Here is a 24,559-nt window from a genome sequence, read left to right as displayed (position 1 = left end):
ACGCCAGGGGCGCGGGGAACCGTGCGGACGGCCCGCGGCAGCCGTCCGTCCCTCCGCCGCCCCGCTCAGCGGGCGCCGCTCATCCCTTGACCGCGCCCGTCAACATGCCCTTCTTGAAGTGCCGTTGGACGAACGGGGACAGCACGGCCACCGGCAGCAGGGCCATCACCATCACGGCCATCTGGACGGCGAGCCCCGACAGCTGCCCCGTCTTGATCGCCTGCCCCAGCCCCACCGGGGCCTCCTGCTTCTGCACGAGCTGGATCATGACGTTCTGGAGCGGCATCATGTCCTGGTCGTTGAGGTACAGGGACGCGTTGAACCACGCGCTCCAGTACCCGACCGCGTAGAAGAGGGTGATCACGGCGATCACGGCCCGCGACAGCGGCATGACGATCTGCCACAGGATGCGGAAGTCTCCGGCCCCGTCGATCCGCGCGCTGTCGGTGAGTTCGGACGAGATGCCCATGAAGAACCCGCGCAGCACGAGGATGTTGAAGACGCTGATGGCGCTGGGCAGGATCAACGCCAGGTAGGAGTCGGTGAGTCCGAGGGTCTGCACCAGCAGGTACGTCGGGATGAGTCCGGCGCTGAAGAACATGGTGGCCAGCAGGATCATCAGGATCCACCGGTGCGCGAGCGAACCGGACCGCGACAGGCCGTAGGCGCACAGCACCGAGACGGTCATCGAGAACACCGTGCCGACGAGGGTCACCAGCACGCTGATGACCGCGGCCCGGGTCACCTGGCCGCCGCTGAGCAGTTCCTGGTAGGCGACGAAGGTGATGTCCTTGGGCACCATGACCAGTCCGCCGGCCTCGTCGATGGTCCTGCGGGTGGAGAGGCTGGTGACGACGACGATCCACAGCGGGAAGAGGATCGCGAGGCAGGCGATGCCGAGGACCAGCGCCTTGCCCGCGAGGCCCGACCTGGAGGGCGGCTCCTCCCACACGGGCCGGGGCGGCGCGGCCCAGGGTCCTGGTTCGCGCGGGGCCCGGCGGGCGGGCCCTCGGGACGTCTCGTCGACGACTGCGGTCATTTCTTGTACACCCCCTGCTCGCCCATGAGATGGGCCACCTTGTTCGCGGCGAGGACGAGTCCGATGCTGATGACGCCCTTGACCAGTCCGGCGGCGGCCGCGTAGCCGAAGTCCTGGTTGCGGACGCCGTTCCACCACACGAAGGTGTCGAGGACCTCCGCGGCGCCCGGCCCCACCGCGTCCCGCTGGAGCAGGATCTGCTCGAAGCCGACGGTGAGCGCGTCGCCCACCCGCAGCACCAGCAGCAGCGCGATGACCGGCCGCAGCGCGGGCAGGGTGACGTGCCACATGCGGCGCCAGCGGCTCGCGCCGTCCATCGCGGCGGCCTCGTACAGATCGGGGCTGACGGAGGCGAGCGCGGCGAGGAAGACGATGATCCCCCAGCCGGCGTCCTTCCAGACCGTCTGCGCGGTGACGAGGAACTTGAAGGTGTTCGGGTCGGTCATGATGTCGAGGCCGTCGTAGCCGTGCTGGCGCAGCAGCTGCGACAACAGGCCCGCCCCGCCCAGCAGTTGCTGGAAGACGGAGATGACCAGCACCCATGAGAAGAAGTGCGGCAGATAGAGCACGGCCTGCGCGATGGCCCGGACCCGCGGCCTGACCACGCTGTTGATGAGGAGCGCGAGCAGGATCGGGATGGGGAAGAACAGCAGGAGCTGGAGGAAGAACAGCACCAGGGTGTTCTGGACGGCCTGCCAGAAGGAGGAGTCCTCGAAGATCCGCTGGAAGTTCTCGATCCCCACCCAGGGGCTGTGCAGCATGGACACGATGCCGTTGTCGCTGATGTACGGGTCGTAGTCCTGGAAGGCCACGATGTTGCCGAGGATCGGCACGTAGTTGAACAGCAGCACCAGGACGACCGCGGGCAGCGTCATCAGGAGCAGGACCCGGTCCCGCCGGAATCTGAGCCGCAGGCTCAGCCGTCCGCCCCGCCGGCCGGCCGGACCGGTGGCGCCGCCGGGCGCCACCGGGGTCTTCGTCGTATCCGCCTCGGCCCTGCTGCGAGGCACCGTGCTGTGCGACACGGTCGTTCTCCTTGCCTCGGTGCCCGGTCAGTTGGCCGCGGAGCCGTTCTCGTCGAGGATCTGCTTGTACCAGTCGCGCAGCTTGTCGCCGCCCTTGCTCTTCCAGTCGGAGACGGCCTGCTGCATGTCGCCGATCTTCTTGCGGCCGCGGACGATGTCGTCCTCCAGCTGCTCGAAGTCGTTGGAGAGGTTGGTGTAGCGGCTCGGCTCGGTGATCTGCATGCCGTAGAAGGAGCTCTTCTTGGTGAAGGCGCCCATGCGCTGCTGCCATTCGACGGTGCCCTTGGCGACCTCGGGGAAGTCGGGGTAGGCGACGGTCTTGGCGGGGCTCGCGACCATGACGTAGGCGTTGAGCACGTCGATGTTGCCCTGGTCGGTCTTGGCGGGGACACCGTCCTTGACGGTGTAGTGGGTGCCCTCCACGCCGTAGTTGGTGAGCATGTACTCCTTGGTGCCGTACGGCGCCGCGGTGACGTTGGCGACGGCGAGGACGTCGCGGACGACCGACTCGGAGGCCTTCTTGTTGACGAAGGAGAAGATGTTCGCCGGCTGGGTCGCCCACAGCACCGGGCTGCCGCCGTCGTGGCCCCAGACGTCCATGCCCCAGATCTTGAAGTCCGGGTTCTGGGCGGCCTGTTCGGCGGTGCGGCTGTACCACTGCGAGATGTCCTGGGCGTAGATCAGGAACTCGCCCTTGGCGAACTTGGGTCCCGGGTCGGGGGCGTTCTTGCCCAGTTCGGAGTCGGGGTGGACGACACCGGCCTCGAAGAGCTTGCGGGACCACTCGATCGCTTCGAGGTACTCGTCGGTCTCGATGCGGTTGATCAGCTTGCCGTCGACCAGGTTCCAGCCGAGGGGCTTCTCCGCGCCGGAGAGCACACCGAAGGCCTGGAAGGCGGTCCACTTCATGTCCATGCACGCCCAGCGCTTGGCCTTGGCGTTGGTGATCTCCTTGGCCAGGGCCAGGAACTCGTCGCCGGACGTGGGTATGTCGTACCCCTCCTTGTCGAAGATGTCCTGGCGGTAGAAGGGCACGATGTTGGTGACGTACGGCGAGGGCATCGGCAGTCCGAGCAGCTTGCCGCCGAAGATGGAGCGCTGCCAGGCGTCGGTGGGGATCGCGGCCAGGTTCGGGTAGTCCTTGGCCCCGTCGCCGGAGAGATAGGGACCGAGGTCGGCGAACTTGCTCATGATGGCGCTGGGGATCTTGCCGTTCATGTTCCAGCCGGGCACCACGACCACGTCGGGCACCTCGCTGGAGGCGAGGACCGCGCCGAGCTTCTGCTCGTAGGTGTTGCCGTCCTGGTTCTGCCAGGTGACGTCGACGCCGATCAGGTCGTTCATCGCCGTGTAGTAGGCGTTGTCGCTCTTGGGCGGGGAGCCCCAGAACGGCGACATGACGGTGACCTTGCCGCCCTTGCCGAGCTTCTCGGGGACCGAGGTCTTGAGCGTGGCGAGGTCGAGCTTGCTCGTGACGCCGGCCGCGGAGCCGTTCTTCGCGGGGATGTCCGGCGTCACCACGTTGCCGGCCACGTACGCCGGGAGGATCTTCTTGGCGTCCTTGCCCGACGTGGTCCCGTCCCGCGAGCCGCTGTCCGAACCGCCGCAGGCGGCGAGCAGCGGCATCCCGCCCGCGACCGCGGCGGTGGCGACCGCCGTGGAGGCGAGGAAACTTCTCCGGCTCGGGCCGGAGGGGCCCGCGGAGGGGGCGGAGGCGTTCGGCGTCATTGCGTCAACCCTTCATGGCGCACCAGGACACCCGGCGGTGGAGCCGTCGGCTGCGGTGTCTTGAGTGGATCTGGCTGAGCTGAAGCGCTCCTTCGACTTCTCACGACTTCTTACGACTTCTACGGTCGCCATCCAGTCGAAGCGCTTCGATGTTGCTGTGAGGTTAAGTGAAGCCCTGTGGGTGCACAAGGGTCGTTCCCAAGATTCCTCGGAGGCGCGGGAGGTGACCTTTTCTTATGCACCGCTTGAAAACGCGACTCCTGTCCCTTGACACCCGCCCGGGTGTCGAACCAGCATCGAAGCGCTTCGAAAGAGTCGCCTCGTTCCACGCCAAGGGGATCCGCACGTGACCGCACACACGCCGCCCATGCCACCCTTCCGCGATCCGCGGCTGCCCCTCGCGAAGCGCGTCGACGACCTGCTGTCGCGCCTCACGCCCGACGAGCGGATCGCCTTCCTGCACCAGTTCGCTCCCGCCGTCGAGCGCCTCGGCGTCGCCGCGTTCCGCACCGGCCAGGAGGCCCTGCACGGGGTGGCCTGGATGGGCCCGGCGACCGTCTTCCCGCAGGCCGTGGGGCTCGGCGCGACCTGGAACACCGACCTCGTACGGCGGATCGGCGAGGCCGTGTCCCAAGAGGTGCGCGCGATGCGCGCCAAGGACGACCGCGTCGGCCTCAACGTCTGGTCCCCCACGGTGAACCTGCTGCGCCACCCCCTGTGGGGCCGCAACGAGGAGGGCTACTCCGAGGACCCGGAACTCACCTCCGCGATCGCCACCGCCTACACCCGCGGGCTGCGCGGCGACCACCCCGCGTACTGGCGCACCGCACCCGTCCTCAAGCACTGGCTGGCCCACAACAACGAGACGGACCGGGCCACTTCGTCCAGCTCGGTGCGCCCGCGCGTGCTGCACGAGTACGACCTGCGCGCCTTCCGCGCGACCGTCGAGGCGGGCGCGGTGGCCGGGGTGATGCCCGCGTACAACCTGGTCAACGGCCGCCCCAACCACGTCTCCCCGCATCTGCGCGAGCAGCTCCGCGCCTGGACCAGACAGGACCTGCTGGTCTGCTCGGACGCGGGCGCGCCCACCAACCTCGTCGACCACGAGCACTACTTCGACACCCACGAGGAGGCCACCGCGGCCTCCCTCGTCGCCGGCGTCGACAGCTTCACCGACCACGGCACGGACAGCGCCCCGATCGTCGGACGCCTCAAAAGGGCCTACGAACAAGGGCTGTTGGCGCAGGCCGACATCGACACGGCGGTCCGCCGCCAGCTCTCGGTCCGCTTCCGCCTCGGCGAGTTCGACGACCACGACGAACCCGGCGCGTACGACACCGCCGAGCACCGCGCCCTCGCGCGGGAGGCGGCCGAGCAGGCGATCGTCCTGCTGCGCAACGACGGCGTCCTGCCGCTGGCGCCCGGCACCCGCCTCGCCGTGGTCGGACTGCTCGCCGACGAGTGCAAGCTCGACTGGTACAGCGGCACCCTCCTGCACCGCTCGACCCCGCTGGAGGGCCTGTACGAGCGGTTCGGCGCCGAGCGCGTGGAGTTCGCGGAGGGCGTGGACCGCATCCTGCTGCGCACCTCCGCGGGACGGTACGTGCACGTCCCGGAGGCGGACACGGAGACCGGTGACGAGGCGCGCGGTGCCGAGGGAGCCCTCGACCCGGCGCTGCTGGCGGGCCGCACGGACCTGCCCCCGCTGACGGTCGGCGCGCGGGGCACCGAACTCGCGCTCGTCGACTGGGGCGAGGGCGTGCTGACCCTGCGCGCGCCCGACGGCCGCTACCTCTCGGTCGCCGAGGACGGGCGGGTCCGCGCCTCCGCCGACCAGCCCGGAGGGTGGGTCGTCCAGGAGACGTTCCGGCTCGAACCCCACGCGAACGGGCACCTCCTCAGGCATCTGGGCACGGATCGCCACCTCGTTGTCGCCGCCGACGGGCTGAAGGTTGCCGACCCGGCGCAGGAGACCTCCGCGACCGCGGAGAGCCCCGAGGTCTTCGAGGTGGTCGTCGTCGAGCGCGGCGAGGACGCCGTGACCCGGGCCGCCGCCGGCGCGGACGTCGTCCTGGTCGTCGCGGGCAACGACCCGCACATCAACGGCCGCGAGACCGAGGACCGCACGACGCTCGCCCTCCCCGCCCACCAGGAGCGCCTGCTGCGCGCGGCCCGCGCCGCCAACCCGGACACGGTCCTGGTCCTCACCTCGGCCTACCCCTACGCGTTCGAGCCGGGCCCGCTGCGCGCCGCGCTGTGGACCGCGCACGGCGGCCAGGCCGCCGGCACCGCGCTCGCCCGGGTGCTGGCCGGTGACGTCTCCCCCGCCGGCCGGCTCCCGCAGACCTGGTACGCCGACGACGCCGACCTGCCGGACCTGCTCGACTACGACGTGATCGGCGGCCGGCAGACGTATCTGTACTACGAGGGCGTCCCGCTCTTCCCCTTCGGCCACGGGCTGTCGTACGCGTCCTTCGCCTACGGGGACCTCACGTCCGAGGTGGCGGACGGGGTGCTGCGGGTCTCGTTCTCGGTCACCAACAAAGCCGACCGGACGGCCGACGAGGTCGCCCAGCTCTACGTCCGGGCCGCGGACCCCTCCGTGCCGCGCCCGCGCCGGGAGCTGGTGGGCCACCGCCGGGTGACGCTCGCGCCGGGCGGGCGGGCCGACCTGGAGTTCGAAGTGCCGCTGTCCGCACTGGAGTTCTGGGACGTGGCGCACGGCGGCCGACGGCTGGAACCTGGTCCGTACGAGCTGCTGGCGGGCGCGTCCAGCGAGGACGTCCGGCTGCGGACCACGGTCGTCCTGGAGGGCGAGCCGGCCCGCCCCCGGCCGGTCGCCGAACGCGGCCTGAACGGCGCCGACTTCGACGAGCAGAGCGGCGTCGCGATCGTCGACCGGTCCCGCACGACGGGCGAGTCGGTGACCCCGGCGGCGGACCGCTGCGGCGAACTCCTCTACCGGGCCTGCGACTTCGGGCAGGCGCCGGGCGTCACGGAGGTGACGGTGACCGTGGCGGGCGAGGGCACGGTGGAACTGTCCCTGGACGGCGGCCCCGTGCAGGCCGCGCTCACCCTCTCCCCGGCCACCGACCGGTACACCTACCGCACCCTCGCCGCGCCGCTCACGGCGTCCGGGGTGCACGACGTCCGTCTCAGGCTGCGCGGCCCGCTGCGGCTCGCGCACGTCGGCTTCCCCGGTTGAGGGTCCGGAGAAGCCGACGACGTGCCGACGGCCGGAGCCCCCGCACAGCGGGCTCCGGCCGTCGGCCTCGGGGAGGCGTGACCTACAGGGCGATGCCCGTCAGGACGAGCACCCGCTCGTAGGTGTAGTCGTCCATCGCGAACTTCACGCCCTCGCGGCCCACACCGGACTGCTTGGCACCGCCGTACGGCATCTGGTCGGCACGGTAGGACGGGACGTCGCCGATCACGACACCGCCGACCTCAAGGGCGCGGTGGGCGCGGAAGGCGGCCTGCAGGTCGTGGGTGAACACCCCTGCCTGGAGGCCGTACTTGGAGTCGTTGACGGCGGCGAAGGCCTCGGCCTCGCCGTCGACCTTCCGCACGGTCAGGACCGGTCCGAAGACCTCCTCGCAGGCGAGCGTCGCCGTGGCCGGCACCTCGGCCAGGACGGTCGGCTCGTACGAGGCGCCGTCGCGCGAGCCGCCGGCGAGCAGGATCGCGCCCGCCTCGACGGCCTCCTCGACCCAGGACTCGACGCGCTCGGCGGCGGCCTCGCTCACCAGCGGGCCGACGTCGGTCTTGTCGTCGGAGGGGTCACCGGTGACCTGGGCCTCGACGGCGGCGACGATCCGCGGCACCAGCCGGTCGTAGACGGAGGCGTCGGCGATGACCCGCTGCACCGAGATGCAGGACTGGCCGCCCTGGTAGTTGGAGAAGGTGGCGATCCGGGTCGCGGCCCAGTCGAGGTCGGCGTCGGAGGCGTAGTCGCCCAGGACGACCGCCGCGCCGTTGCCGCCGAGCTCCAGCGTGCAGTGCTTGCGCGGCACCGAGTCCATGATCGCGTAGCCGACCGTCTCGGAGCCCGTGAAGGAGATGACCGGGAGGCGCTCGTCCTGGACGAGGGCGGGCATCCGGTCGTTGGGCACCGGGAGGATGCTCCAGGAACCGGCGGGCAGCTCGGTCTCGGCGAGCAGCTCACCGATGACCAGACCGGAGAGCGGGGTCGCGGGCGCCGGCTTGAGGATGATCGGCGCACCGGCGGCGATGGCCGGGGCGATCTTGTGGGCGCACAGGTTCAGCGGGAAGTTGAACGGCGCGATGCCGAGCACGACGCCCTTCGGGAAGCGGCGGGTCAGCGCGAGCCGGCCCTGGCCGCCGAGGTCGGTGTCCAGGCGCTGGGCCTCGCCGCCGTTGAACCGGCGGGCCTCCTCGGCCGCGAACCGGAACACGGACACGGCCCGGCCGACCTCGCCGCGCGCCCACTTGATCGGCTTGCCGTTCTCGGCGGAGATCAGCAGCGCGATCTCCTCGGTGCGCTCGACGAGCCGGCGGCTGACGTGGTCGAGGGCGGCGGCCCGGACGTGCGCGGGCGTCGCGGCGAACTCGTCGCGGACGGCGTACGCGGCGGCGACGGCCTCCTCGATCTGCGCGTCGTCGGGCACGGCGACCTTGCCGACGACCCGGCCGTCCCACGGCGAGGTGACGTCGAAGGTGTCCGCGCCGGAGACCTGGCGGCCGGCGAGCCAGAAGGCGGTGGTGGAGGTCATGAGCGGGTCCGGCCCTTCCGCGTTGGGGGTGGTGTGCGGCTCCCACGGTAGGACGGCCACGGGACGGAGACGTTTGTCCGAGCCGTAGTGATGCGCCCCCGGCTTACGCCTCTTTGTCGTACGCCGACCCGCCGGACAGCTGCCCAGCCGGCGCGCGGCCGGGGCACGGGCTGTCCGGCGGGCGGGCAACGGCCGTCTGACGGGCGGGGCGCCGGCTGTCCGGCAGACGCGGCGTCGACCGTCCGGCGGGCACGGCAGCCAGCTCGGCCCCGGCAGACACGGCACCACCCATCCGACGCACGAGGCACCGACCATCCGACGAGCGCAACATCGACCGTCCAGCGGACACGGCAGCGAACTCGGCCCCGGCAGACACCGCACCACCCATCCGACGCACGAGGCACCGACCATCCGGTGAGCGCGACGCCGACCGTCCAGCGGACACGGCAGCCAGCTCGGCCCCGGCAGACACCGCACCACCCATCCGACGCACGAGGCGCCAACCATCCGACGGACGAGGCGCCAACCGTCCGGTGAGCGCAACATCGGCCGTCCAGCGGACGCGGCAGCCAGCTCGGCCCCGGCAGACACCGCACCACCCATCCGACGGACGCGGCATCAGCCGTCCGGGGCAACGGCCGTCCAGCGGGCACGGCAGTCGGCGCGGCAGCAGGCGTCCGGCGTGCACTCCGCCGACCGCTCCGCGGCAGGGCATCGGCCCCTCCGCGGACCGCCACCATCAACTCCGCGGACGCAACGCCCGCCATTCCACGGACACACGCCAGCCGCCCGCTGGGCCACCACCTGCCCCTCCGCCAGGCACACCCCCGACCGCTCCGCGAGCCCGGCATCGGCCTCCCCCCGACCGCCACCGACGACTCCGCAGGCGCAACGCCGGCCATTCCACAGGCACACCGTCAGCCACGGCCTGGACCACCACAGACCCTCCGACGGACCCGCCCCGACCACTGCCCGGGCCACCACCGGGCAACTCCGCAGGCGCACCACTGCCCGGGCCACCACCGGGCAACTCCGCAGGCGCACCACCAACCCCTCCGCAGGCACGCCGCCGCCCCTGGCGTGGAGGATGCCGTCGGGCGTCCCGTGGACACCCGCCCGCCCGCGTGCCACTCCCCCGGCCGTCCCGCGATCACCCGGGCACCGCCGGCCCTCCCGCGAAGCCCCCGTGGCTCACTCCGCCGACGTAGCCTTCAGGGCCAGCCACAGCTCCATCCGGGTGTCCGGGTCGTCCAGGGAGCGGCCGAGGATCTCCTCCACGCGTCGCATCCGGTAGCGCAGGGTGTGGCGGTGGACGCCGAGGTCCGCCGCGGCGGCGTCCCACTGGCCGTGGCGGGAGAGCCAGGCGCGCAGCGAGGCGACGAGGTCGCCGCGGCCGGTCGCGTCGTGCTCGTACAGGGGTCGCAGCAGTCCGTCGGCGAAGCCCTTCACGGCGTCGTCGGCGAGCAGCGACACCACGGACCCGGCGGCGAGCTGCTCGTGCTCGACATGGATCCGGCCGCGCCGCCGGGCCACCGACAGCGCCTGCTCGGCCTGCCGGTACGCGGCGGCCACCGCGACCGGGCCGACCGGCGCGGACACCCCGACGACCAGCTCGGGCTCCTCGGCGGCCCGGTCCCGCCCGCGTGCGGCCTCCAGCGCGGCGGCGTGCTCCGCGCACGCGGCCACCGACGCGCCGTCGTCCGCGGCCAGCACGATCAGCCGCTCCGCGTCGGCCTGCGCGTCCGGGACGACGAGCACGGCCTCCCCCGCGCGGGCCGCCGCCGACTCGACGGCCTCGGTGAGCGCGGCCAACGGCTCCGCGCCGCCGGGACCCGCCGCCTCGGCGACGATCAGGCGGAACGGCGCGTCCAGCAGCGACCCGTACAGGCCCCCGGCGACGGCGCGCGCGTGGTCCGGTTCCCCGGCGAGCAGCATCCGCAGCACGGCGGCGCCGATGCGCTGCTCGGCGGCGTGCAGGGAGCGGGAGCGTTCGGTGGTGAGGGTGAGCAGGGCGATCGCCGAGTGCACGGCGTACCGTTCCGCGGTGCCGAGCGCGGCGGCGGTGCCCACGGCGAGCGCGGCGCGGGGGCGGCGTCCGGTGCCCAGGGAGTGCAGTTCGACGCGGTCCTCGGTGTCGGGGCCGCCGGCCACCGAGGAGGCCGGTGCGGGCCGGTCGCGCAGCCGCTCCACGTCGGCGGTGAGCCGGGCCGCGCGACGGCCCGCCCACTCGGGCGCGGTGGCGACGACGGCGCCGGACGCGTCGTAGAGCGCGGCCCAGCCGTCGACCTGGGAGGCGAGCGCGGCGAGGAGTCCCTCGGGCCCCTCGGCGAGTGCCTGCCGGGTCAGCTCCCGCTGGGCGGCGAACCCGGCGGTGACGGCCCGGTACTGGTCGGCGGCGATGGCGGCGGAGACGGCCTTGCTGATGGCGAGGAACGGCGTGCGGCGGGGCACTTCGAGCAGGGGCAGCCCCTCGGCGCGGGCGGCGCGGACGAGCGCGTCGGGGATGTCCTCGTAGTTGACGCCGACGGCGAACCCGAGCCCGACCACCCCGGCGCCCGCCAGCCGCTTCACATAGCGCCGCATCGCCGCCGGGTCCTCCGCGTCCAGCTTCAGCGCGGTGATCAGCAGCAGCTCGCCGCCCTCCATGTACGGCACGGGGTCGGCCAGCTCGCTGACGTGGGCCCAGCGGACGGGCACGTCGAGCCGGTCCTCGCCCGCGCGCACGGTCAGCTTGAGCGCGGAGTGGTGGACGAGCGAGGCGAGGGTGGGGGGCATGGGGCCTTCACAGCGTTCGGAGGCGGGTGACCGTGGCGATCAGTTGGCCGCCGTGTATGAACGGCTCATACCGATTCTGCCTCACCGTACGGTCCCCGCAGCACCTCACGCCCGCAGGTCGAGGAGCAGCGGGGGCGCGTGTTCGCCCGTCACGGTGGTGAGGGAGAGCACGGCGTGCCCCGGCGGCACCTGGTGCGCCAGCTCGGACGCCGACCAGCGCTCCCGCTCGATCTGGCGGACGGTGACGGCCTCGGTGGTGACGGCCTTGCCGGTGACCAGCTTGCGCAGGGCGTGCATGGCCCGGGTCATGGGCTGGTCGGCGAAGACGGCGTGCTGGGCGACGTCCTTGGTCTCCACCCACTCGGTGCCCCAGGCGTCGGCGAAGCGCGAGCCGTCCCAGGTCGTCACCCCGGCGAGCGCCATCCGGCAGCCGACGGCCCCGTACAGCGGCCCGTGCAGGGCCTCTGGGACGTCGGAGACGCTGCGCAGCGCGAGGACGACCCCGGCGTTCTGCGAGCGCAGCCGCTGGACGCGGCGGACCGAGCCGGGGGTGACGGTGCCGGTGGCGTCGTCGAGGACGAGGCTGAGGAAGTGGTCGCGGGCGCCTTCGCGGGCGACCGCGGTGAACTGGGCGAGGACCAGCCGGGCGATCAGCCGCGCGGCCTCCTCGTGCCCGTGCTGGGGCAGGTCGACGCGGACGCGCAGCGGGTGGTGGGCGATGGCCCGGAGCGAGAACGGCCGGATCGCCCCGCCACCGGAACCGCCCGAGCCGTCCGCACCGCCCGAGCCGTCCGCGCCGCCCGCGCCGAAGAAGTCCGCGAAGGCCGGCCGGTCCAGCAGGGCGAGCCGGTCGGCGAGCACGGGGCCGGGGTCGCCGGCGGCGCCGGTCTGCCGGACGCGGGCGTCGAGTTCCCGGCGCATCGCCGCGTGCCGGTCGTCGGTGAGCCGGGCGCGCAGGTCGGTGAGGGCGGCCCGGTCGCCGTCGAGGAGCTCGCGCAGCACGGGCAGGGCGGGGAAGCGGCCGTGGGCGGCCCGGTAGGGGCCGAGGAGCTGGGCCAGCGGGCGGGCCGCGCGCTCGGCGCCCACCGTGTCGAGGTCCCCGGCGAGCGCCTCGGCGAGGATCGCCGCCGCCTCGTCGGGGTCGCCGGTCTCCGCGTACGGGTCGAGGTCGTGGACGGAGGCGGGGTCGCCGACGCGCACCACCACGTCGTACGCCGTGTCGGGTCCGAGTTCGCCGCCCGGGCCGCCGACCACGACGACGGCGCAGGCGCCGGTGAGGGCCTGGAGCGCCAGGGTCTCAGCGACCGGGGCGAGGACCTGCCGGGTCTTGCCCGCGCCGGACGGTCCGACGACCAGCAGCGAGGTCCGCAGGGTCTGCGCGCCGAGGGCCGCGCCGACGCCGCCGTAGGCGAGGGGGGTGCGTTCGGCCTCGGCCCAGCGGCCGATGCGCACCTGTCCGGTGAGCAGGTCGTGGCGGGCGGCGCGGTGGGGCAGGTCGCGGGCGCCGGAGGGGTGGGTGAAGGCGGCGGCGCCCTGGCGCAGCACGGTGTCCGTGAAGTCGGCGAGGCGGCCCTGGCCGCGGGCGCGGCTCCAGCCGCGGGTGACGCGGGCGCAGTCCACGTCGTTCATCCGCCCGGCGAGGACCTCGGCGGTGAGCACGTCGGCGACCCGGTGCTGGCCGGCCTCGCGCAGCTCGGGCCAGCCCGCGCGGGGCTGCTCGGCCGCCGGGAGGGCGTCCGAGCCGTCGGCGCCGCGCCGGGCGGCGAGCCGGGCGCGCAGCAGCGGCCACCAGCCGCCGAGCCGGGCGAAGGGCCACAGCACGAGCAGGGTGACGAGCGTGTCCAGCAGTTCCTTGGAGGGCGAGGAGTAGACGCCGTACCCGTCGCCGATCAGCACGATCAGCGAGAACAGCGGGGTGACCACCGGGACCGCGTCCCAGCCGACGACGGGAAAGGAGTCCGGGAAGACGAAGCTGAGGGCGATCAGCGCGCCGAGGGCGGCGATCAGGGCCCGGGCGGGCTGCGCCTTGCGGCCGATGTAGTGGCGGACGACGGTGCCCCAGCCGCCGAGCCGGGTGACGAGGTAGACGAGCAGCGCGAAGGACAGCCCGGCGTAGACCTCCAGGGCCTCCACACCGGGGTACGGCACCGGCCGTCCCGTCAGTTCCTTGGGGGTGGCGAGCGTGCCGCCCCACCACCAGTCGTCCGGGGTGAACAGGCGCAGCAGGGTGAACTCGTAGGGGACCTCGCCGCGGCGCCAGAAGGACCACACGATGATGCCGAGGACCAGCGGGATCAGCATGCCCGCGATGGTCAGCGGGGCGAGCCGCTCGGCCTTGCGGGCCGCCTTGGGGCGGCGGTAGCCGAAGCGCCAGATGCCGGGTTCGGCCTCGGGCCTGCGTTCGTTGAACCAGTCCGCGACCCGGGCGCCGGGGCTGTGGCCCGGCGGTGGCGGTACCCGTGTGGTGTCCGGAGGTCCCGCTGGGCGCGGTACCGGGTTCGCGTGCGTGCCCCGCGCGTCCTGCGTCCCGTCGCCGTCCATCGCCCCTGCTCCCTGACCAGCCGTTCCGTGCACCGTCAGCGGTCAATCTAACGCGCGCGCAAGGGGAGTTCACCGCTTACGCGGCCAGGGCCGTGAGCGGGGGGCCGGGGGCGCTATGTCCATCACGGACAACCCGGGCCCCGGACAACGCCCACATGGAGCATGCCCACCCCCCATCGCCCGCCCTAGCCTGCGAGAAAAGAAGACAAGCGTCCGCACCATCCCCCCAGGAGCCCCTCATGACCGCACTTCCGCAGGAGCGCCGGATCGTCACCGCCATCCCCGGCCCGAAGTCGCAGGAGCTTCAGGCCCGCCGCCTCGAAGCGGTCGCGCAGGGCGTGGGCTCGGTGCTGCCCGTGTTCACCGCGCGGGCGGGCGGCGGCATCATCGAGGACGTCGACGGCAACCGGCTGATCGACTTCGGCTCCGGCATCGCCGTGACCAGCGTCGGCGCCTCCGCCGAGGCCGTCGTACGCCGCGCGAGCGCCCAGCTCGCCGACTTCACCCACACCTGTTTCATGGTCACGCCGTACGAGGGCTACGTCGAGGTCGCCGAGGCGCTCGCCGAGCTCACGCCGGGTGACCACGCCAAGAAGTCCGCGCTGTTCAACAGCGGTGCCGAAGCCGTCGAGAACGCCGTCAAGATCGCCCGCGCGTACACCAAGCGGCAGGCGGTCGTCGTCTTCGACCACGGCTACCACGGCCGTACCAACCTGACGATGGCGCTGACCGCGAAGAACATGCCGTACAAGCACGGTTTCGGTCCGTTCGCGCCCGAGGTGTACCGCGTGCCGGTGGCGTACGGCTACCGCTGGCCGACCGGTGCGGAGAACGCCGGTCCGGAGGCCGCCGCGCAGGCGATCGACCAGATCGCCAAGCAGGTCGGCGCGGACAACGTGGCCGCGATCATCATCGAGCCGGTGCTCGGCGAGGGCGGCTTCATCGAGCCCGCCAAGGGCTTCCTGCCCGCGATCCGCCAGTTCGCCGCCGACAACGGCATCGTCTTCGTCGCCGACGAGATCCAGTCCGGCTTCTGCCGGACCGGCCAGTGGTTCGCGTGCGAGGACGAGGGCATCGTCCCGGACCTGATCACCACCGCCAAGGGCATCGCGGGCGGTCTGCCGCTGGCCGCGGTGACCGGCCGCGCCGAGATCATGGACGCCGCGCACTCCGGCGGCCTGGGCGGCACGTACGGCGGCAACCCGGTGGCCTGCGCCGGTGCGCTCGGCTCCATCGAGACGATGAAGGAGCTGGACCTCAACGCCAGGGCGAAGAACATCGAGTCGATCATGAAGGCCCGCCTCACCGCGATGGCCGAGAAGTTCGACGTCATCGGCGACATCCGGGGCCGTGGCGCGATGATCGCCATCGAACTGGTCAAGGACCGCGCCACCAAGGAGCCGAACCCGGAGGCGACCGGCGCGCTCGCCAAGGCCTGCCACGCCGAGGGCCTGCTGGTCCTGACCTGTGGCACCTACGGCAACGTGCTCCGCTTCCTGCCCCCGCTGGTCATCGGCGAGGACCTCCTGAACGAGGGTCTCGACATCATCGAGCAGGCCTTCACCGCCATCTGACGCGGCGGCGCCCGGGTCCGGGGACACAGCGGGCCCATGGGCGGGCGTCACGTGTGTCACAGCCGTCACAGCCCGGAGTTCACAAGGGATTCCGGGTGTGCGGCGGCCGACGGCAGAGGGTGTGAAGAAGGTGTGCGGGGTGCATGGGAGGAGTCGAATCCGGCTGTCGAACCCCGACGCGCTGCCGTAGGTTCTACCCAGATGAGAGATACACCCCGCCCACAGGGGACTGTGGGCGACATCAGGCCGGGGCCTCCCCAGCTTCGACCTGGTCGTGCCCTCGCGCACACAACCGGGGCCTCCGGCTCCGGATCTCCTCACCGATCGGACGGTCACGCGCCCCAAACCCCCCGGGGCGCGCGGCACGCCGATCCGGACGGCCGCCCCGGAACCACCCCCCCTGTTCCGGGGCGGCCGACCTCCTTCTTTCTTCTCGGGCTTCCCGCCCTTCTGTTCGCGCTGATCACCTGGCAGGTCGTGGCCGACGGCCCCCTGCTGCGCGTGGACGAACGTCTCAGCAAGGCCCTCGTCCACCCCGACCGCGCCTCCGAACTCCTCGCCGACCTCGGCAACGTCCAGGTCGCGGTCCCCGTGCTCGCCCTGGCCATCGGATACACGGTGTGGCGCTCCCGCCGCACCGGTACAGACCGGTGGTGGTGGCCGGCCGCCGGGGCGGCGCTGCTGATGGCGCTGGTCCCGGCGCTGATCGTGCCGGTCAAGGAGTGGACCGACCGCCCCGGCACCCCGGCCGTGCCGCCCGCCACCGGCTACTACCCCTCCGGACACACCGCCACGGCGGCCGTCGCCTACGGAGCCGCGGCGCTGCTCGTGCTGCCGTGGCTCCGCACGCTGCGGGCCCGCCGTGCGGTGGTGGTGCTGTGGGCGGCGCTGGTCCTCGGTGTGTCGTACGGGCTGGTGCGGCGGGGCTACCACTGGCCCCTGGACGTCGTGGCGAGCTGGTGTCTGTCGACGGTGCTGCTGACGGGGTACGTCCTGCTGACCGGGGTCAGCCGAAGTAGCCGTCGAACGTCTTCTGGAACTCCCAGTTCGAGAACCGGTCCCAGTTGACCGACCAGGTCATCAGGCCGCGCAGGGCGGGCCAGGTGCCGTGGGTGGCGTACGAGCCGCAGCCGGTCCTCCTGGTCAGGCAGTCCAGGGCCTTGGTGACCTCGGCGGGGGCGACGTGGCCGTTGCCCGCGTTCACGGACGCCGGCATGCCGATGGCGATCTGGTCCGGGCGCAGCGGCGGGAAGACGTTGTTCGCGTCGCCCGCGACCGGGAAGCCGGTGAGCAGCATGTCCGTCATGGCGATGTGGAAGTCGGCGCCGCCCATGGAGTGGTACTGGTTGTCGAGGCCCATGATCGGGCCCGAGTTGTAGTCCTGGACGTGCAGCAGCGTCAGGTCGTCGCGCATCGCGTGGATCACGGGCAGGTAGGCGCCGCAGCGCGGGTCCTGGCCGCCCCACTTGCCCGAGCCGTAGTACTGGTAGCCCATCTGCACGAAGAAGGTCTCCGGGGCCATGCTGAGGACGAAGTCGTCGCCGTACCGGGCCTTGAGGGTCTTCAGGGCGGAGATCAGGTTGACGATCACCGGGGTCGTCGGGTTCTTGAAGTCGGTGTCCCCCGCGTCGAGGGAGAGGGAGTGGCCCTCGAAGTCGATGTCGAGGCCGTCGAGGCCGTAGGTGTCGATGATGCCGGAGACCGAGGAGACGAAGGCGTCACGGGCCGCCGTGGTGGTGAGCTGGACCTGGCCGTTGGCGCCGCCGATGGAGATCAGCACCTTCTTGCCGGCTGCCTGCTTGGCCTTGATCGCGGCCTTGAACTCGGCGTCGGACTCGACGTTCGGGCACTCGGTGGCGGGGCAGCGGTTGAAGCGGATGTCGCCCGAGGTGGCCGTGGTGGGTTCGCCGAAGGCCAGGTCGATGACGTCCCAGCTGTCGGGGACGTCGGCGAGCCGGGTGTAGCCGGAGCCGTTGGCGAAGCTCGCGTGCAGATAGCCGACCAGGGCGTGCTCGGGCAGGCCGGACGAACCGCCGCCCCCGCCCGAGCCGGTGGACGTGGTGGTCGCGGTGACCGTGGCCGACTTCGCGGACTCCCCCGCCGCGTTCACGGCGGCGACCTGGAAGGCGTACGCGGTCGAGGCGGCGAGGCCGCTCACGGTGGCCGAGGTGCCGGTGGCCGTCTGGACCTTCACCCCGTCGCGGTAGACGGCGTAGCCCGTCGCTCCGGCCACCGCCGACCAGGACAGGGCGACGCCGGAGGAGGTGATCGCGCCGGCCGTCAGACCGGTGGGCGCCGCGGGCGGCTGGCCCGCGTCGACGCCGGGGCCGATCAGGGACATGTCGTCGGCGTAGTAGGCGCCGGTGCCGTACCAGCCGTGGGTGTAGATCGTCACGCTGGTGGTGGACGCGCCCGTCCTGAACGTCGTCGAGAGCCGCTGCCAGTCGGGGGCGGACTGGGTCCACGTGGAGACGTCGGTGGTGCCGGTGCCGCTCGCGCCGAGGTAGACGTAGGAGCCGCGGACGTATCCGGACAGGGTGTACTGCGCGTCCGGTTTCACGGTCACCGTCTGGGCGCACCGGGCGTTGTCGCTGCCGGCCGGGGTCGCCTGCAGCGCGGAGCCGCCGCTGTGCACCGGGGCGGCGACGGTCGTCGCGGCCGTGCACGTCCAGGGGGAGAGGCCCGTCTCGAAGCCTCCGTTCTGTGCCAGGTCCGCGTCGGCCGCACGGGCGGCCGACGAGAGCGCGGTGATGCCGGACACGGCCAGCAGGGCGGCCGTGAGGACGGCGGTGATCGGTCTGTTGCGGCTGGGGCGACTCACAAGTGCCTCCGGGAACGGGGGATTTCGGGGAGGTGGAGCGCGCCCAACTTGGTCCAGACCAATTCAGTTGTCAACCCCTCCGGCCGGTACCTTCCGCACCGCCACCGGCCGTCGGGGCCCTAGCGATCGCCCTCCGTCGCCAGGCCGGCGGCGGCCTCGTGCATGGCCAGCTCCAGCAGCGCCGGGTCGGTGAGGGTGCCCGATCCGTCCGGGGGGACCAGCCAGCGGACACCTCCCGTGGACCTGCCCGGGTACGGCACGACGATCCAGGTGCCCGCACCCGCCGTACGGATGCCGGTGCCGAGCCAGCGGGCCGCCGTGCCGGGCGGCACGAAGAAGCCCATCCGGGCGTCGCCGAAGTCGACCAGGACCGGACCCGGCTGGTCGATGATCCTGGTCAGGACGTCGAGCGTGGGATAACCGAGCTCACCCGGCAGGATGAGCACGTCCCAGGCCTTGCCGGCGGGCAGCAGGGCGACCCCGAGGGGGTTGCGTTCCCACTCCCAGCGGCAGGCCTCGGGGTTCGGAGCCACGGACGCCAGCCACTCGACCGCCGTTTTCGCCCCAGTCATGAGGAGACCTCCCTTTCCTACGTGGACGCCGAGCGCGTCACGAGAGAGAGGGAGGTCGGCCCGCCGGCATTACGCGGGTTCAGGAACCCTTTTGGAGTGAACTGGATCACACGGCCCGGGGAAGGTCAGCTGTCGAAGCCGAGGCCCAGCCGGTCCATCGTCTTCAGCCACAGATTGCGCCGGCCGCCGTGCGAGTCCGCCCGGGCCAGCGACCACTTGGTCAGCGCGATCCCCGTCCAGGCGAACGGCTCCGGCGGGAACGGCAGCGGCTTCCTGCGGACCATCTCCAGGGACGTCCGCTCGGTCGTCTCGCCGTCCAGGAGGTCCAGCATCACGTCGGCGCCGAACCGGGTCGCCCCGACGCCGAGCCCCGTGTACCCGGCCGCGTAGGCCACGTCACCCTGGTGGGCGGTGCCGAAGAACGCCGAGAAGCGCGAGCAGGTGTCGATCGCGCCGCCCCAGGCATGCGTGAAGCGGACGCCCTCCAGCTGCGGGAAGCAGGTGAAGAAGTGGTCGGCGAGCTTCGCGTACGTCTCCGGCCGGTCGTCGTACTCGGCGCGCACCCGGCCGCCGTAGTGGTGGACGGCGTCGTAACCGCCCCACAGGATCCGGTTGTCGGCGGAGAGCCGGAAGTAGTGGAACTGGTTGGCGCTGTCGCCGAGGCCCTGCCGGTTCTTCCAGCCGATCGACGCGAGCTGCCCGGCGTCGAGCGGCTCGGTCATCAGCGCGTAGTCGTAGACCGGGACGGTGTACGCCCTCACCCGCTTGACCAGGTTGGGGAAGATGTTGGTGCCGAGCGCGATCTTGCGGGCCCGGACGGACCCGTAGGGGGTGCGTACGGCCATGCCCGCGCCGTACTGCTTCAGCGTCAGGGCCGGGGTGTGCTCGTAGACGCGCACGCCCAGTTCACGGCACGCCCGCTTCAACCCCCAGGCCAGCTTGGCGGGGTGGACCATCGCGACGCCCCGGCGGTCGTACAGGCCCGCCTGGAAGGTGGGTGAGTCGACCTGCTGCCGCACCGCGTCGGCGTCCAGGAACTCGACGCCGTCGGCGAGGCCCTCGCGCTCCATCTGCTCGTACCAGTCGCGCAGTTCACGTGCCTGGTACGTCTCGGTCGCCACGTCGATCTCGCCGGTGCGCTCGAACTCGCAGTCCAGGCCGTGGCGGGCGACCGCCTTCTCGATCTCGTCGAGGTTGCGGGCGCCCAGCTCCTGAAGCTTGTGGATCTCGTCCGGCCAGCGGGTCAGCCCGTTGGCCAGACCGTGGGTGAGGGAGGCGGCGCAGAAACCGCCGTTGCGGCCGGAGGCGGCCCAGCCCACCTCACGGCCCTCCAGCAGGACGACATCCCGCTGCGGGTCGCGCTCCTTGGCCAGGAGCGCGGTCCACAGTCCGCTGTAACCGCCGCCCACGACCAGCAGGTCGCAGGTCTCGGCGGCGGTGAGCGCGGGCTCGGGGTGGGGCTTGCCGGGATCCTCCAGCCAGTACGGGACCGGCTGGGCTTCGGAAAGTGCCTGTGTTGCCTTTGTCAGACGGCTCATGGCGCCAGGGGCCATGATTTCAACTCCCTACAGGGCGTTCAGCAGAAGGCTCACGCCTTCTGCCTGTTGCGGCGGTTGCTGATGACCATGGAGGTCAGGACGAGCAGTACGGCGACCAGGAACATGGCCGTACCGATGACATTGATCTGCACAGGCGTACCGCGCTGCGCCGAGCCCCACACGAACATGGGGAAGGTGACGGTCGAGCCCGCGTTGAAGTTGGTGATGATGAAATCGTCGAAGGAGAGCGCGAAGGCGAGCATCGCGCCCGCGGCGATCCCGGGTGCAGCGATCGGCAGGGTGACCCGCACGAAGGTCTGGAACGGGCCGGCGTAGAGGTCCTGCGCGGCCTGCTCCAGCCTCGGGTCCATCGACATGACACGGGCCTTGACGGCCGTCACGACGAAGCTGAGGCAGAACATGATGTGGGCGATGAGGATCGTCCAGAAGCCCAGCTGGGCGCCCATGTTGAGGAACAGGGTGAGCAGCGAGGCCGCCATGACGACCTCGGGCATCGCCATGGGCAGGAAGATCAGCGAGTTGATGGCGCCGCGCGCGCGGAAGCGGTACCGCACCAGCGCGAAGGCGATCATCGTGCCGAGGACGGTGGCGCCGATCGTCGCCCAGAACGCGATCTGGAGGCTGAGCGACAGCGAGCCGCACATGTCGGCGACGCCGCACGGGTCCTTCCAGGCGTCCAGGGAGAACTGCTGCCACTCGTAGTTGAAGCGGCCCTTCGGATTGTTGAAGGAGAACACCGTGACGACGACGTTCGGCAGCAGGAGGTATCCGAGGGTGCACAGTCCCGCGATGACGACGAAATGACGCTTGAGCCAGTTGACGAAGGCCATTTAAACCAGATCCTCCGTCCCGGACTTGCGGATGTAGATGGTCACCATGGCGAGAATTCCGGCCATCAGGATGAACGAGAGCGCGGCGGCCGTCGGATAGTCGAGGATCCGCAGGAACTGGGTCTGGATGACGTTTCCGACCATGCGGGTGTCGGTCGAGCCGAGCAGGTCCGCGTTGACGTAGTCACCGGCCGCCGGGATGAAGGTCAGCAGGGTGCCGGAGACGACACCGGGCATCGACAGCGGGAAGGTGACCTTGCGGAAGGTGGTGACGGGGCGCGCGTACAGGTCGCCCGCCGCCTCGTGGAGCCGGCCGTCGATGCGCTCCAGGGAGGTGTAGAGCGGCAGGATCATGAACGGCAGGAAGTTGTACGTCAGACCGCACACCACCGCCATCGGCGTGGCCAGCACACGGTCGCCGGTGGTCCAGCCGAGCCAGCTCGTCACGTCCAGGACGTGCAGGGAGTTCAGGACGCTGACGACCGGGCCGCTGTCGGAGAGGATCGTCTTCCAGGCGAGGGTGCGGATCAGGAAGCTGGTGAAGAACGGCGCGATCACCAGGATCATGATCAGGTTCCGCCAGCGGCCCGCCCGGAAGGCGATGAGGTACGCGAGCGGGTAGCCGAGGATCAGGCACAGGACCGTCGCCGAGCCCGCGTAGAGGATCGAGCGCAGGAACTGCGGCCAGTAGTCGGCCAGGGCGTCCCAGTAGGTCGCGAAGTGCCAGGTGACCTTGTAGCCCTCCTCCAGCGAGCCCGTCTGCACGGACGTGGAGGCCTGGTAGACCATCGGCAGCGCGAAGAAGACCAGCAGCCACAGGATGCCGGGCAGCAGCAGCCAGTACGGCACGAGACGGCCCCGCCTGCGCGGCGGCTTCTTCTCCGGCTCGGCCGGGGCGAGAGGCGGGGGCGCCTCGGTGAGCGTCGCCATCAGGCCGCCGCCCCTTCCTCGACACCGGCGTCGATGTCCTGGGCCGCGTCGAGCCCAAACGTGTGCGCGGGACTCCAGTGCAGGACGACGTCGGCACCGGGCACGAGCCGGGAGTCGCGCTCGATGTTCTGGACGTAGACCTCGAACTCGGGGCAGACGGCGCTGTCGATGACGTATTGGGTGGAGACCCCGATGAAGCTGCCGTTGGCGATCGTGCCGGTGATGCGGTTGCGGCCCTCGGGGATGTCGCCGGCGTCGTCGGCGTGGGTGAGGGAGATCTTCTCCGGGCGGACGCCGACGAGGACCTTGCCGCCGGTGGCGGTCGGGGCGGAACATCGCGCCTCGGGCAGGACGAGCTTGCCGCCGCCCGCCTTCAGGACGATGTCGTCGCCGTTCTTCGTGTCGACCTCGGCCTCGATCAGGTTCGAGGTGCCGAGGAAGTTGGCGACGAACGTGGTCTGCGGGTTCTCGTAGAGGTCGGTCGGCGAGCCGAGCTGCTCGACGCGGCCCGCGTTCATCACGGCGACCGTGTCGGCCATGGTCATGGCCTCCTCCTGGTCGTGCGTGACGTGCACGAAGGTGATGCCGACCTCGGTCTGGATGCGCTTGAGCTCCAGCTGCATCTGGCGGCGCAGCTTGAGGTCGAGGGCGCCGAGGGGCTCGTCGAGCAGGAGCACCTTGGGGGTGTTGATCAGGGCGCGGGCCACGGCGACGCGCTGCTGCTGGCCGCCGGAGAGCTGGTGCGGCTTCTTGCGGGCCTGCTCGCCGAGCTGGACGAGGTCGAGCATGTCCTCGACCTGCTTCTTCACGCTCTTGATGCCGCGCCGGCGCAGACCGAAGGCGACGTTCTCGAAGATGTCGAGGTGCGGGAAGAGGGCGTAGGACTGGAAGACGGTGTTCACCGGCCGCTTGTAGGGCGGCAGGTTCGTCACGTCCTGCTCGCCGAGCGAGACGGTGCCGGTGGTCGGCTCCTCCAGTCCGGCGATCATCCTGAGGGTGGTGGTCTTGCCGCAGCCGGAGGCGCCGAGCAGGGCGAAGAAGGAGCCCTGCGGAACGGTGAGGTCCAGCGGCTGCACGGCGGTGAAGCCGTTGTCGTAGGTCTTGCTGATGCCCGAGAGGCGGACGTCGCCGGTGTTGTCGTTGTTGCTCATGATGGTGGTCACGCCCCAGTCAGCTTCGCGAACTTCTCTTCGAACTCGGTCTCTTCCTTCGAGCTCAGCGAGCGGAAGGCGTGGGACTTCGCGGCCATGGCCTTGTCCGGGATGATCAGCGGGTTGTTCGCCGCATCCGGGTCGAGCTTCTCCAGCTCCGCCTTCACCCCGTCGACGGGCGACACGTAGTTGATGTACGCGGCGAGTTCGGCGGCCGGCTTCGGCTCGTAGTAGAAGTCGATGAGCCGCTCGGCGTTCGTCTTGTGCCGGGCCTTGTTGGGGATCAGGAAGTTGTCGGTCGACGTCATGTACCCGCTGTCGGGGATGATGAAGTCGATGTCCGGGCTGTCCGCCTTCAGCTGGACGACGTCACCGGCCCAGGCGATACAGGCCGCGAAGTCGCCGCTGGTCAGGTCCGAGGTGTAGTCGTTGCCGGTGAAGCGGCGGATCTGGCCCTTGTCGACGGCCTTCTGGATCCGGGCGACGGCCGCGTCGTAGTCGTCGGCGGTGAACTTCGCCGGGTCCTTGCCCATGTCGAGGAGGGTCATGCCGATGCTGTCGCGCATCTCCGACAGGAACCCGACCCGGCCCTTGAGCTTGGCGTTGTCGAGGAGGTCGGACACCGACTTCACCTCGACGCCGTCGAGCGCCTTCTTGTTGTAGGCGATGACGGTGGAGATGCCCTGCCACACATAGGAGTGGGCACGGCCCGGGTCCCAGTCGGGGTCGCGGAACTGCGCCGACAGATTGGTGTAGGCGTGCGGCAGGTTGGACGCGTCCAGTTTCTGGACCCACCCGAGGCGGATCAGCCGGGCGGCCAGCCAGTCGGTGAGGACGACGATGTCGCGCCCGGTGTCCTGGCCCGCGGCGAGCTGCGGCTTGATCTTGCCGAAGAACTCGACGTTGTCGTTGATGTCCTCGGTGTACTTGACCGTGATGCCGGTCCGCTGCCTGAACTGGTCGAGCGTGGGGTGACGCTTCTCGCTGTCGTCCACGTCGATGTACTCGGTCCAGTTGGAGAAGTTCACGGTCTTCTCGTCGGCCGAGTGGTCCTCCGCGGAGACGCCGCCCTGGGTGTTGCCGGCCGCGGGGATGCCGCAGCCGGTCAGCGCCCCGAGGCCGCCGACCGCGAGCGCGCCGCCGGCGGAGGCGCGCAGCAGGGACCGCCGGGTCATGGCCGCTCGGCCGTTGCGGAAGCTGCGCCGCATGGCGGCCACTTGGGCCGGGCTCAGGCGGTCGGGCTCGTACTGCTCCATGCGCGTGGTGCCCTTTCGGAGGGTC

Annotated in this window: 16 protein-coding genes; 3 read left to right on the top strand and 13 right to left on the bottom strand. The window is 71.5% G+C overall.

Annotated elements, in window-relative coordinates:
• Positions 1-79 precede the first annotated feature (79 nt).
• Genes ACIPSE_RS09750 through ACIPSE_RS09740 form a run of 3 tightly spaced genes read right to left on the bottom strand, consistent with a single transcriptional unit; the run spans position 80 to position 3,792 of the window.
• Positions 80-1,039, bottom strand: coding sequence for a carbohydrate ABC transporter permease (locus tag ACIPSE_RS09750; RefSeq protein WP_401659588.1), 960 nt, complete (start codon positions 1,037-1,039; stop codon positions 80-82).
• Complete coding sequence (locus tag ACIPSE_RS09745; RefSeq protein WP_401659586.1) at positions 1,036-2,064, bottom strand: ABC transporter permease; 1,029 nt, start codon at positions 2,062-2,064, stop codon at positions 1,036-1,038. Before ACIPSE_RS09745 ends, ACIPSE_RS09750 begins: the two co-directional genes overlap by 4 nt.
• Positions 2,065-2,091: 27 nt before the next feature.
• Positions 2,092-3,792, bottom strand: coding sequence for an extracellular solute-binding protein (locus tag ACIPSE_RS09740; protein ID WP_401659583.1), 1,701 nt, complete (start codon positions 3,790-3,792; stop codon positions 2,092-2,094).
• A 346-nt stretch (positions 3,793-4,138) separates the two neighbouring features.
• Here ACIPSE_RS09740 and ACIPSE_RS09735 point away from each other — a divergent pair, with 346 nt between their 5' ends.
• Entirely contained in the window at positions 4,139-6,997 is a 2,859-nt protein-coding gene (locus tag ACIPSE_RS09735) for a glycoside hydrolase family 3 C-terminal domain-containing protein (protein WP_401659580.1), read from the top strand.
• 82 nt (positions 6,998-7,079) lie between these two features.
• Here the strand turns inward: ACIPSE_RS09735 and ACIPSE_RS09730 are convergent, their stop codons facing one another.
• From ACIPSE_RS09730 to ACIPSE_RS09720, 3 genes are all read right to left on the bottom strand, one after another.
• A complete protein-coding gene (locus ACIPSE_RS09730) occupies positions 7,080-8,525 on the bottom strand; it encodes an aldehyde dehydrogenase family protein (protein WP_401659577.1) in 1,446 nt (481 codons plus the stop codon).
• Positions 8,526-9,716: 1,191 nt separating this feature from the next.
• A complete protein-coding gene (locus tag ACIPSE_RS09725; RefSeq protein ID WP_401659574.1) occupies positions 9,717-11,300 on the bottom strand; it encodes a PucR family transcriptional regulator in 1,584 nt (527 codons plus the stop codon).
• 105 nt (positions 11,301-11,405) lie between these two features.
• The gene (locus ACIPSE_RS09720; protein ID WP_401659571.1) at positions 11,406-13,841 is read right to left on the bottom strand and encodes an ATP/GTP-binding protein; all 2,436 of its coding nucleotides are present in this window, start codon (positions 13,839-13,841) and stop codon (positions 11,406-11,408) included.
• 239 nt (positions 13,842-14,080) lie between these two features.
• On the opposite strand from ACIPSE_RS09720, the gene gabT reads away from it, so the two are divergent.
• Both gabT and ACIPSE_RS09710 read left to right on the top strand, forming a co-directional pair.
• Positions 14,081-15,415, top strand: a complete 1,335-nt coding sequence (gabT, locus tag ACIPSE_RS09715; protein ID WP_401659568.1) for a 4-aminobutyrate--2-oxoglutarate transaminase — start codon at positions 14,081-14,083, stop codon at positions 15,413-15,415.
• Between the two features lie 231 nt (positions 15,416-15,646).
• Complete coding sequence (locus ACIPSE_RS09710) at positions 15,647-16,483, top strand: phosphatase PAP2 family protein (RefSeq protein WP_401659795.1); 837 nt, start codon at positions 15,647-15,649, stop codon at positions 16,481-16,483.
• Here the strand turns inward: ACIPSE_RS09710 and ACIPSE_RS09705 are convergent.
• From ACIPSE_RS09705 to ACIPSE_RS09675, 7 genes are all read right to left on the bottom strand, one after another.
• Complete coding sequence (locus tag ACIPSE_RS09705) at positions 16,422-18,236, bottom strand: chitinase (protein WP_401659566.1); 1,815 nt, start codon at positions 18,234-18,236, stop codon at positions 16,422-16,424. The genes ACIPSE_RS09710 and ACIPSE_RS09705 overlap by 62 nt on opposite strands.
• A gap of 119 nt (positions 18,237-18,355) precedes the next feature.
• On the bottom strand, positions 18,356-18,808 hold the full coding sequence (locus tag ACIPSE_RS09700; protein WP_401659564.1) for a hypothetical protein: 453 nt from the start codon (positions 18,806-18,808) through the stop codon (positions 18,356-18,358).
• Positions 18,809-18,933: 125 nt separating this feature from the next.
• Entirely contained in the window at positions 18,934-20,361 is a 1,428-nt protein-coding gene (locus ACIPSE_RS09695) for an NAD(P)/FAD-dependent oxidoreductase (protein WP_401659561.1), read from the bottom strand.
• 35 nt (positions 20,362-20,396) lie between these two features.
• A complete protein-coding gene (locus tag ACIPSE_RS09690) occupies positions 20,397-21,197 on the bottom strand; it encodes an ABC transporter permease (RefSeq protein ID WP_401659558.1) in 801 nt (266 codons plus the stop codon).
• Entirely contained in the window at positions 21,198-22,127 is a 930-nt protein-coding gene (locus tag ACIPSE_RS09685) for an ABC transporter permease (protein WP_401659556.1), read from the bottom strand.
• Entirely contained in the window at positions 22,127-23,278 is a 1,152-nt protein-coding gene (locus ACIPSE_RS09680) for an ABC transporter ATP-binding protein (protein ID WP_401659792.1), read from the bottom strand. Before ACIPSE_RS09680 ends, ACIPSE_RS09685 begins: the two co-directional genes overlap by 1 nt.
• Positions 23,279-23,286: 8 nt before the next feature.
• Positions 23,287-24,534, bottom strand: coding sequence for a spermidine/putrescine ABC transporter substrate-binding protein (locus tag ACIPSE_RS09675; RefSeq protein WP_401659553.1), 1,248 nt, complete (start codon positions 24,532-24,534; stop codon positions 23,287-23,289).
• Between the last annotated feature and the right edge of the window lie 25 nt (positions 24,535-24,559).

It is taken from the genome of Streptomyces sp. NPDC090106 (genome assembly GCF_044747265.1).
GTDB lineage: Bacteria > Actinomycetota > Actinomycetes > Streptomycetales > Streptomycetaceae > Streptomyces.
This window is presented reverse-complemented; position numbering and strand designations above follow the sequence as displayed.

Coding starts and splice junctions, on each gene's coding strand:
- ACIPSE_RS09750 (WP_401659588.1), bottom strand. CDS start 1,039: ATGACCGCAGTCGTCGACGAGACGTCCCGAGGGCCCGCCCGCCGGGCC.
- ACIPSE_RS09740 (WP_401659583.1), bottom strand. CDS start 3,792: ATGACGCCGAACGCCTCCGCCCCCTCCGCGGGCCCCTCCGGCCCGAGC.
- ACIPSE_RS09730 (WP_401659577.1), bottom strand. CDS start 8,525: ATGACCTCCACCACCGCCTTCTGGCTCGCCGGCCGCCAGGTCTCCGGC.
- ACIPSE_RS09725 (WP_401659574.1), bottom strand. CDS start 11,300: ATGCCCCCCACCCTCGCCTCGCTCGTCCACCACTCCGCGCTCAAGCTG.
- ACIPSE_RS09720 (WP_401659571.1), bottom strand. CDS start 13,841: ATGGACGGCGACGGGACGCAGGACGCGCGGGGCACGCACGCGAACCCG.
- gabT (WP_401659568.1), top strand. CDS start 14,081: ATGACCGCACTTCCGCAGGAGCGCCGGATCGTCACCGCCATCCCCGGC.
- ACIPSE_RS09700 (WP_401659564.1), bottom strand. CDS start 18,808: ATGACTGGGGCGAAAACGGCGGTCGAGTGGCTGGCGTCCGTGGCTCCG.
- ACIPSE_RS09695 (WP_401659561.1), bottom strand. CDS start 20,361: ATGGCCCCTGGCGCCATGAGCCGTCTGACAAAGGCAACACAGGCACTT.
- ACIPSE_RS09690 (WP_401659558.1), bottom strand. CDS start 21,197: ATGGCCTTCGTCAACTGGCTCAAGCGTCATTTCGTCGTCATCGCGGGA.
- ACIPSE_RS09685 (WP_401659556.1), bottom strand. CDS start 22,127: ATGGCGACGCTCACCGAGGCGCCCCCGCCTCTCGCCCCGGCCGAGCCG.
- ACIPSE_RS09680 (WP_401659792.1), bottom strand. CDS start 23,278: ATGAGCAACAACGACAACACCGGCGACGTCCGCCTCTCGGGCATCAGC.
- ACIPSE_RS09675 (WP_401659553.1), bottom strand. CDS start 24,534: ATGGAGCAGTACGAGCCCGACCGCCTGAGCCCGGCCCAAGTGGCCGCC.